At 74.8% G+C, this 8335-nt stretch carries 7 protein-coding genes and 1 pseudogene; 7 read left to right on the plus strand and 1 reads right to left on the minus strand.

Features of this window, described 5'->3' with window-relative positions; genetic code table 11:
- The 4 genes and pseudogenes from CWIS_RS19070 to CWIS_RS15450 form a co-directional block, all read left to right on the plus strand.
- Positions 1-721: pseudogene (locus CWIS_RS19070) on the plus strand (type VII secretion integral membrane protein EccD); the annotation flags it as partial.
- Positions 722-734: 13 nt separating this feature from the next.
- Entirely contained in the window at positions 735-2066 is a 1332-nt protein-coding gene (gene eccB / locus CWIS_RS15440; RefSeq protein WP_048344230.1) for a type VII secretion protein EccB, read from the plus strand.
- A complete protein-coding gene (locus tag CWIS_RS15445) occupies positions 2063-3331 on the plus strand; it encodes a S8 family serine peptidase (RefSeq protein WP_053071777.1) in 1269 nt (422 codons plus the stop codon). The genes eccB and CWIS_RS15445 overlap by 4 nt, the downstream gene beginning before the upstream one ends.
- Positions 3328-4068, plus strand: a complete 741-nt coding sequence (locus CWIS_RS15450) for a PP2C family serine/threonine-protein phosphatase (protein WP_048344252.1) — start codon at positions 3328-3330, stop codon at positions 4066-4068. Before CWIS_RS15445 ends, CWIS_RS15450 begins: the two co-directional genes overlap by 4 nt.
- On the opposite strand, the gene rarD is transcribed toward CWIS_RS15450, so the two are convergent.
- Positions 4022-5020, minus strand: coding sequence for an EamA family transporter RarD (gene rarD, locus CWIS_RS15455; RefSeq protein ID WP_048344231.1), 999 nt, complete (start codon positions 5018-5020; stop codon positions 4022-4024). The two genes, CWIS_RS15450 and rarD, sit on opposite strands and share 47 nt — an antisense overlap.
- A gap of 116 nt (positions 5021-5136) precedes the next feature.
- Here rarD and CWIS_RS15460 point away from each other — a divergent pair, with 116 nt between their 5' ends.
- The 3 genes from CWIS_RS15460 to htpX all read left to right on the plus strand — a co-directional run bounded on the left by CWIS_RS15460 (position 5137) and on the right by htpX (position 8220).
- Positions 5137-5565 (plus strand): Lrp/AsnC family transcriptional regulator, encoded by a 429-nt coding sequence (locus CWIS_RS15460; protein WP_048344232.1) that lies wholly within the window; start codon positions 5137-5139, stop codon positions 5563-5565.
- Between the two features lie 208 nt (positions 5566-5773).
- The gene (locus CWIS_RS15465; protein ID WP_048344233.1) at positions 5774-7156 is read left to right on the plus strand and encodes an FAD-dependent oxidoreductase; all 1383 of its coding nucleotides are present in this window, start codon (positions 5774-5776) and stop codon (positions 7154-7156) included.
- Between the two features lie 176 nt (positions 7157-7332).
- A complete protein-coding gene (htpX, locus tag CWIS_RS15470) occupies positions 7333-8220 on the plus strand; it encodes a zinc metalloprotease HtpX (protein WP_048344234.1) in 888 nt (295 codons plus the stop codon).
- Positions 8221-8335: the final 115 nt, after the last annotated feature.

An 8335-nucleotide genomic window follows, 5' to 3' on the forward strand; every position in this document is an offset into this window, starting at 1 on the left:
CGCCGCGGGCGCGGGCCTCGTCGCCGCGGGCGTGCTCGCGCTCGCCGCGCTGCCGGACGGCCGCGAGACCGCGATCGCGCCGGTGGGCCTGGGGCTGGCCCTGGCCGTCGTCGGCGCGACGGTCGAGCTCGCCGAGGCCCAGCCTGCGCACGTGCTCGCGGTCGTGGTCGCGGTCGTGCTGACCGCGAGCATCGGGGTGCCGTGGCTCGCGCTGGCCAGCACGCCGCTGCGGGTGGTCTCGCCCCGCTCGGACGCGGAGATCCTGCTCGACCCGGTCCCGGTCGATCCCGACCGCGTGCGTCACCAGCTCGACTCCGGCTACCGGATCCAGCTCGCGCTGCGCGTGGCCGTCGGTCTGCTCGCGCTCCTGGCCACGCCGACCCTCGTCGGCGCGGGCGCGCTGGGCACCGCGCTGCTCGTCGTCGGCTGGGTCGGTCTGCTGCTCTCGACCCGGCAGTCGTACGCGCGCGCGGACGTGCTCGTCGTCGTGTGCCTCGGGATCACGGGCCTCGCGCTGACGCTCGTCGTGGCGGCCCTCGCGCACCCCTCGTGGCGCACCGTGCTCGTGTGCTCGGCCGGGGCCGCGGCCGCCGCGCTGGTCGCACTCGGGCTCGTCGCGCCGCGTCGGCGGGTCGCGCTCGCGCGCGCCGGGGACACGATCGAGATGACCTGCCTGGCCGTCCTGCTGCCCCTCGGCGTCGCCGCCGCGGGCCTGGTCTGACCGCGGACGGGACATGGCCGCCAAGCGTGACCTCGTCGAGGCGCAGTCGTTCAGCCGCCGTCGTCTGCTGACGGCGTTCGTCAGCGGCGCCCCGGGCGGGCAGGAGCTCGAGCCCACGAAGCCGATGCGGGGCGTCGTGGCCGGGGTCATGCTCAGCGTGCTCGTCGTGATCGGCTCGCTCGCGTGGGGAGCCCTGCGCAGCGACCCCGCCGACTGGAGCTCGAACCGGCTCGTCGTCGTCAAGGGCGAGGGCACGCGCTACGTCGCGCTCAACGACGCGCTGTACCCGGTGGTGAACACGACGAGCGCGCGGCTCGCGATCGAGGCGGGACAGTTCGCCGTGGTCGAGCTGGCGCCTCGCGTCATCGCGGGCACCGAACGCCGCGAGACGATCGGCATCGTGGGTGCCCCTGACGCCCCGCCCCGCCCGGAGGCGCTCGTCGCGACCGGGTGGACCGCGTGCGTGGCGCCCGACGAGGGCACGCCAGCGGTGTCCACCTCGGTCGGCGCCGAGGTGGACACGGAGGCGGGCGGTGCGGTGGTCGCGGAGTCCGGTGGTGAGACCTTTGTCGTGACCGGCGGCCTGCGACACCGCGTGTCGGAGGCGGACCTGTCGAGCGTGCTGCGTGCGGTCGGGCTCGAGACCGCGCCGCGCGTCGAGGTCCCCGGCGCGTGGCTGAACCTGTTCCCCGAGGGCACGGACCTCGCGCCGTTGACCATCGAGGGTGCGGGCCGGCCCGCACCGTCGCGCGCGGGCCTCGGCGACCTGGACGTGGGCACGGTCGTGCGCGTCGCGGGTGCCGGCAGCGCGGACCGCTGGTACGTCGTGGACCGGCGCGGCGACCTCGCGGTGCTCAGCGAGTTCGCGACCGAGCTGTACCAGCTCGGTCAGCCCGACGCGCAGGAGGTCACCCGGACGCCCGCCCAGGTCAAGGACGCGGGTACCGCGACGACGTCGGTGGCCCCCGCGGACTGGCCGAGCGAGCCGGTCGCTGCGGTGGCCGGCGAGCGCGTCCCGTGCGCCGTCCTGACGACCGGCCCGGACGCCGGGGTCGAGCTCGTCTCGACCGACGAGCCGCCCGCGCCCGGCGTGCACGTCGTCCCGGGTGGCGGTGCGCTCGTGCTGGCCCGCGCGCAGGAGGGCGGGGCAGGCGTGCACGCGCTGATCGACGAGATGGGGCGCCGGTTCGGGCTGCCGACCGTCGACGCGGGCGAGGACGACGTGCTCGCCCGGCTCGGCTACACCCCCGAGCAGGTGACGGTGGTCCCGCCGGCCTGGGCGGAGCTCTTCGAGACGGGCCCGGACCTGACGGTCGAGGCGGCGCTCACGCCGGTCGCGCCGTGACGTCCGGCGCCCGCCCGCGGCCCGGGTCGTCCGCGTCCCGCGCCGGGCTCGCGCTGCGCGGCGTGCTCGCGTGGGCCGTGCTGGGGGGGACGTCGCTCGCCTGGGTGGCGGACGCACCGGCTGCGACCGCGGCCGTGGAGCAGGGCTGCGGCGACGAGGCCCCGCGGTACCTCGACCAGGAGCCGCCCGCGCTCGCGCAGCTCGGGGCGCAGGAGGCCTGGCGGTTCGCGACCGGTGACGGCGTGGTGGTCGCGGTCGTCGACTCGGGGGTGGACGACCGCAACCCGCACCTGGAGGGCGCGGTCGCCGACGGCCGGGACGTCGTGACGGGTGACGGCACGGGCCGGACGGACACGTGGGGGCACGGCACCGCGGTGGCGGGCATCATCGCCGCGCGCCGGGTCGCGGACTCGGGCGTCGTGGGGCTCGCGCCGGGGGCCCGGGTCCTGCCCGTGCGGGTCTACCACGCCGAGGGCGACGACGCGGTGGAGCAGGGAGTCCAGCCGACACCCGGCCGGATCGCCGCGGGGATCACGTGGGCGGCAGCTCAGGGTGCGACGATCATCAACGTGTCCATGTCGACCGATGCGGACGACGCCGCGCTGCGCGCCGCGGTGCGGGACGCGACCGCGCGCGGCTCGCTCGTCGTCGCGAGCGCCGGCAACCGGAACACGGCCGACGACAAGGCCGACGACGCGCGCTACCCCGCGGCCTACCCCGAGGTGCTCTCGGTCGCGGCGGTCGACGCCGAGCTGCGGCCCACGGACGCGTCGATCCACGGCGAGCACGTGGACGTCGCCGCGCCGGGCGCCCAGGTCCTGACGGTCTACCCGGGCGCCGGCGACTGCTGGTACGCGACCACGGAGCCCGCGCCGAGCTGGTCCACGGCCTACGCCTCGGCGGCCGCGGCGCTCGTCGCGGAGCGCTTCCCCGACGAGACGCCGGCGCAGTGGGCGTACCGGTTGGAGGTCACGGCCGCACGGGCGACGCCCGACGCGCGCACGGACACGACGGGCTGGGGCGTGATCCGGCCGGACGTCGCGCTGCAGTTCGTCGACGACGGCACCGCCGCCGGCCCGCCGAGCCCGGTCCGCGCGCCGACGTCGACCTCGACGGTGACGGCGTCGCCGATCGTGGTCGAGGACACGGTGGACCCGATGGCGCAGGCCCGCGAGGGCGCGGTCTGGTGGGTGCTGGGCGGCACCGCGGCCGTCGCGCTCGTCGCGCTCGCGTGGCGGCTCGTCTCGCCTCGGAGGGCGCGATGACCCGGCCGCTGATCGAGCTGCGCTGGGGGAGCGCGACGTCGGCGGGTGGGCGGTCGACCAACGAGGACTCGCTGCTCGCGCAGGACGACGTGTTCGTCGTGGCGGACGGCATGGGTGGGCACGACGCGGGTGAGGTGGCGAGCGCGACCGCGGTCGAGGTGCTGCGCTCGCTCGTCGGACGCCGGCCGGGTGCCGACGAGGTGCGGGACGCACTCGTCGAGGCCAACGCCCGCATCCGCGCGCTGCCCGCGGGTCCCGGACGACGACCGGGGACGACCGTCACCGGCGTGGTGCTGAGCAGCCACGAGTCGACGCCGTGCTGGATCGTCCTGAACGTCGGGGACTCGCGCACCTACCGCATGGTGGGTGCGGTGCTCGAGCAGGTCACGCGCGACCACTCGGAGGTCGCCGAGCTCGTCGCGGACGGGCTCGTGCGGCCCGACGACGCGCCCTACCACCCGTGGCGGCACGTCGTGACGCGCGCCCTGGGCGGCGGGTCGGCGGACGTCGAGCCCGACGTGGACATCATCGCGGTGAGCCCGGGCGACCGGATGGTGGTGTGCTCCGACGGGCTGACGGACATCGTGCCGGATGCGCGCATCGAGGCGGACCTCAAGGCGGAGCCGGACCCGCAGGCCGCCGCGGACCGCCTCGTCGCGACCGCGCTGGCGGCGGGCGCGACGGACAACGTCACGGTCCTGGTGGTCGACGCGCCGGCTGTCCTTCCTGCGTCGTGACGGCGTGCGTCGTGGCGGCGCGGCGCGCGAGTGTCGCCGCGCGTGAGGTGCGTGCCGCGTCGACGCCGAGGACGACGAGCGCGAGCCAGACGAGGGCGAACCCCCACCACCGGGCCGGCGGCATGTGCTCGTGCAGGACGACGACGCCGATGACGAAGTGCAGCAGCGGCGTGAGGTACTGCAGCAGCCCGACGACGGACAGCGGCAGTCGCGCCGCGGCCGTGTTGAACAGCAGCAGCGGGACGGTGGTGACCACGCCCGTGAGGACGAGCAGGACCGCGTGCCCCGTGCCGTGCCCGACGAACGTGCCCCCGCCGCGGGCGGTGAGCCACAGCACGTACGCGAGCGCGAGGGGCGCCAGGACGAGCGTCTCGGCCGCGAACCCCGGGACCGCGCCGAGGTGCCGCCCGACGCGGCTCTTGATGAGCCCGTAGAGCCCGAACGACACCGCGAGCGTGAGCGCGACCCACGGCATGCGCCCGTACGCGAGCGCCAGGACGGCGACGGCAGCGGCCCCGCACCCGAGCGCCGCCCACTGCACGACGCGCAGGCGCTCGCGCAGCACCGCGACGGCCAGCGCGACGGTGACGAGCGGGTTGACGAAGTAGCCGAGCGACGCGTCCACCACGTGCCCGCTCTCGACCGCGAGCACGAAGACGAGCCAGTTGGTCGCGAGCAGCACCGCCGCCAGGGACAGCAGGCCGAGCGTGCGCCGGTCGCGCAGCGCACCGACGAACGCGCGTCCGCTGCGCGTCGCGCGCAGCAGCGCGAGGCACAGCAGCAGCGACCACAGCGCGCGGTGGGCGACGACTTCGTCGGCGCCCGCGGGGGCCAGCGCCGTGAAGTACAGCGGCAGCAACCCCCACAGCGCGTAGGCGCCGAGGCCGCTCGCGAGACCGCGACGGTCGAGGGCCTCGTCCGGGGCCCGCTCGGGGGCGGGGGCGTCGCGCATGCGGTGACCCTAGACGCCACTCGCGAGACGGCCCGGATCGCCCGCGCGGACCGGGCGGGTATGCCCGGATCCGCCCGATGCGCTCCCGGGCGCCCCGCGTCCCCTACGCTCTGCGCGTGGACGCGATCGACGAGCGCATCATGGAGCTCCTGCGGGCGGACGGACGGGCGGCGTACGGGCGTCTGGGGGAGCAGGTGGGGCTCTCGGCGTCGGCCGTGAACAGGCGCGTCGACCGGCTCGTCGCCGACGGCACGATCCAGGGCTTCTCGATCCGGTCGGGTCGCCCGCCCGGCGCCACGCAGATCCAGGCGTACGTGGAGATCTTCTGCTCGGGGAGCTGTTCGACGACGACGTTGCGGGAGACCCTCGAGGCGATCCCCGAGATCCGCCGGGCGGGCACGGTCTCGGGCGACGCGGACGCGATCGCGCTCGTCGTGGCGCCGACGATCGCGCAGCTCGAGTCCGCGATCGAGCGCATCCGCGAGGCCCCGGACGTCGACCGGACTGTGAGCTCGATCGTCCTCACGGACCTGTTCGACCGCTGACCGCGCGCGCCGTTCGCCGCCGCGCGGCCGGCGTCGCCCGTTCGTCGGGCGTGTCCGCATGCTGACGCGCGGGAAGGATCCGGACATGAGGTGGTCCTAAGATGACCGCCAGCACGCCCTGCCCGCCGCGAACCGTCGCAGTGAGGCGCCCTGTCGAGAGCGCGGCACGGGACGGCAGGGCCACGTCCCCGAATCGGAAGGTCCGCCCGTGAGCACCCCGACCCTGCGCGTCGCCGTCGTCGGAGCCGGTCCCGCCGGCATCTACGCCTCGGACATCCTGTCCAAGACCGACCTCGACGTGAGCATCGACCTCTTCGAGCGGCTGCCCGCACCGTTCGGCCTCGTGCGCTACGGCGTCGCGCCGGACCACCCGCGGATCAAGCAGATCATCGTCGCGCTGCACAAGGTGCTCGAGCGCGGCGACATCCGGCTGCTGGCCAACGTCGACTACGGCACCGATCTCAAGCTCGACGACCTGCGCCAGTTCTACGACGCGGTGATCTTCTCGACGGGCTCGATCCGTGACGCGGCGCTCCCGATCCCGGGCATCGACCTGGAGCACTCGTACGGCGCCGCGGACTTCGTGTCCTGGTACGACGGCCACCCGGACGTCCCGCGCACGTGGCCGCTCGAGCACCGGACCGTGGCCGTGATCGGCGCGGGCAACGTGGCGCTCGACGTCGCGCGCATCCTGTCGAAGCACGCCGAGGACCTGCTGCCGACCGACGTCCCGGCGAACGTCTACGAGATCCTGCAGGCGAACCCGATCACCGACGTGCACGTGTTCGCCCGTCGCGGTCCGGCGCAGGTGAAGTTCTCGCCGCTCGAGCTGCGCGAGCTGGGCCACGTGCCGGACGTCGACGTGGTCGTCTACCCCGAGGACTTCGAGTTCGACGACGGCTCGATGGCCGCGATCCATTCGTCGAACCAGACCAAGCAGGTCGTCAAGACCCTCACGGACTGGACGCTCAAGGAGCCCGAGGAGCTGACCGCCTCGCGCCGGATCCACCTGCACTTCCTGCACAAGCCCGCCGAGGTCCTCGGCGAGGACGGCAAGGTCGTCGCGCTGCGCACCGAGCGGACGGCGCTCAACGGCGACGGCAACGCGACCGGCACGGGTCAGTTCCACGACTGGCCGGTCGAGGCCGTCTACCGCGCGGTCGGGTACTTCGGCTCGCCGCTCGTCGACATCCCGTTCGACGACGTCGCGGGCGTCATCCCGAACCGGGAGGGTCGCGTCGTCGACGTCGACGGCGAGCCCCTGCCGGGCGTGTACGCGACCGGGTGGATCAAGCGGGGCCCGGTGGGTCTGATCGGTCACACGAAGTCCGACGCGTCCGAGACCATCCGCAACCTCACCGAGGACGCCACGACGGCCGGCGAGGCCTTCTACACGGCGACCGAGCGCGACCCGTCGGCGGTGACCGAGTTCCTCGCGTCACGCGGCGTCCCGGTGGTCGAGTGGTCCGCCTGGGAGGTGCTCGACGCGTACGAGCGCTCGCTCGGCGAGCCGCACGGGCGTGAGCGCATCAAGGTCGTGCCCCGCGAGGAGATGGTCGACATCGCCCTCGGCCGCATCGCCCAGGTCTGAGAGCCGCAGCCGGCACGACGAGAGAGCCGCACCCCCGGTCGGGCGCGGCTCTCTCGTCGTGCCGGGACGCGGCGCACGCCCGTCGTGGGCTCGCGGTCCCGCGCCGGGGCACGGGGAACGTGGTGTGATCGTGGCGCGTTCTTCGTCGTGACAGGCACCACCAGCGGAGGGACACCATGGGCTCGCGGCACCACTTCAACGGCGTCAAGACAGCGGCGCTGTTCGGCGCGATGTGGGGCGTGCTGCTGCTGATCGGGTGGGTCCTGGGTGGTGGCACACCGAAGTTCCTGTGGCTGTTCACGGTGCTGGGCGTCGTCGGCACGGCCGTGAGCTACTGGAACTCCGACAAGATCGCGATCCGCACCATGCAGGCGGTCCCGGTCACCGAGGTCGAGCAGCCCGCGATGTACCGGATCGTGCGCGAGCTCTCCACGCGCGCCGGCCAGCCCATGCCGCGCCTGTACGTGTCGCCGACGATGGCGCCCAACGCGTTCGCGACGGGGCGCAACCCGCGCAACGCCGCCGTGTGCTGCACCGCGGGGATCCTGCAGATCCTCGACGAGCGCGAGCTGCGCGGCGTGCTCGGCCACGAGCTGCAGCACGTCTACAACCGCGACATCCTCACGTCGTCGGTCGCGGCGGCCGTCGCGGGCGTCATCACGTCGCTCGCGTCGATGGCGCTGTGGTTCGGCGGGGGGGACCGCCGCGAGGGCGGCAACCCGCTCGCGGGTCTCCTTCTGCTGATCCTCGCGCCCCTGGCGGCCTCGATGATCCAGCTCGCCATCAGCCGCACGCGCGAGTTCGACGCCGACGAGGACGGTGCGACCCTGACGGGCGACCCGCTCGCCCTCGCCTCCGCGCTGCGCAAGCTCGAGCTCGGCACCGCGGCCCGCCCGCTGCCGCAGGACCAGCGCCTGGAGAACGTCTCGCACCTGATGATCGCCAACCCGTTCAAGGGCGGCGCGGGGTTCGCCCGGCTGTTCGCGACGCACCCGCCCATGTCGGACCGCATCGCGCGGCTCGAGGCCCAGGCGGGCACCCAGGGCGGCATCACCCGCTACTGACGCCTGCGCACCCGATCTCCGCGGGGTCGCCGGACGCACGCGAGCGCGGGTGACGCTGCGCGAGCGGGCTCGTGGGCCGGTGCTCGCGGCAGGTCACCCGCGCTCGCGGGGGGGG

This window comes from Cellulomonas sp. A375-1, from assembly GCF_001040865.1.
Taxonomy (GTDB): domain Bacteria; phylum Actinomycetota; class Actinomycetes; order Actinomycetales; family Cellulomonadaceae; genus Cellulomonas; species Cellulomonas gelida.

What these genes read in the sequence shown, in the direction of transcription:
- eccB (WP_048344230.1), top strand. Translation starts at nt 735, where the DNA reads ATGGCCGCCAAGCGTGACCTCGTCGAGGCGCAGTCGTTCAGCCGCCGT.
- CWIS_RS15450 (WP_048344252.1), top strand. Translation starts at nt 3,328, where the DNA reads ATGACCCGGCCGCTGATCGAGCTGCGCTGGGGGAGCGCGACGTCGGCG.
- rarD (WP_048344231.1), bottom strand. Translation starts at nt 5,020, where the DNA reads ATGCGCGACGCCCCCGCCCCCGAGCGGGCCCCGGACGAGGCCCTCGAC.
- htpX (WP_048344234.1), top strand. Translation starts at nt 7,333, where the DNA reads ATGGGCTCGCGGCACCACTTCAACGGCGTCAAGACAGCGGCGCTGTTC.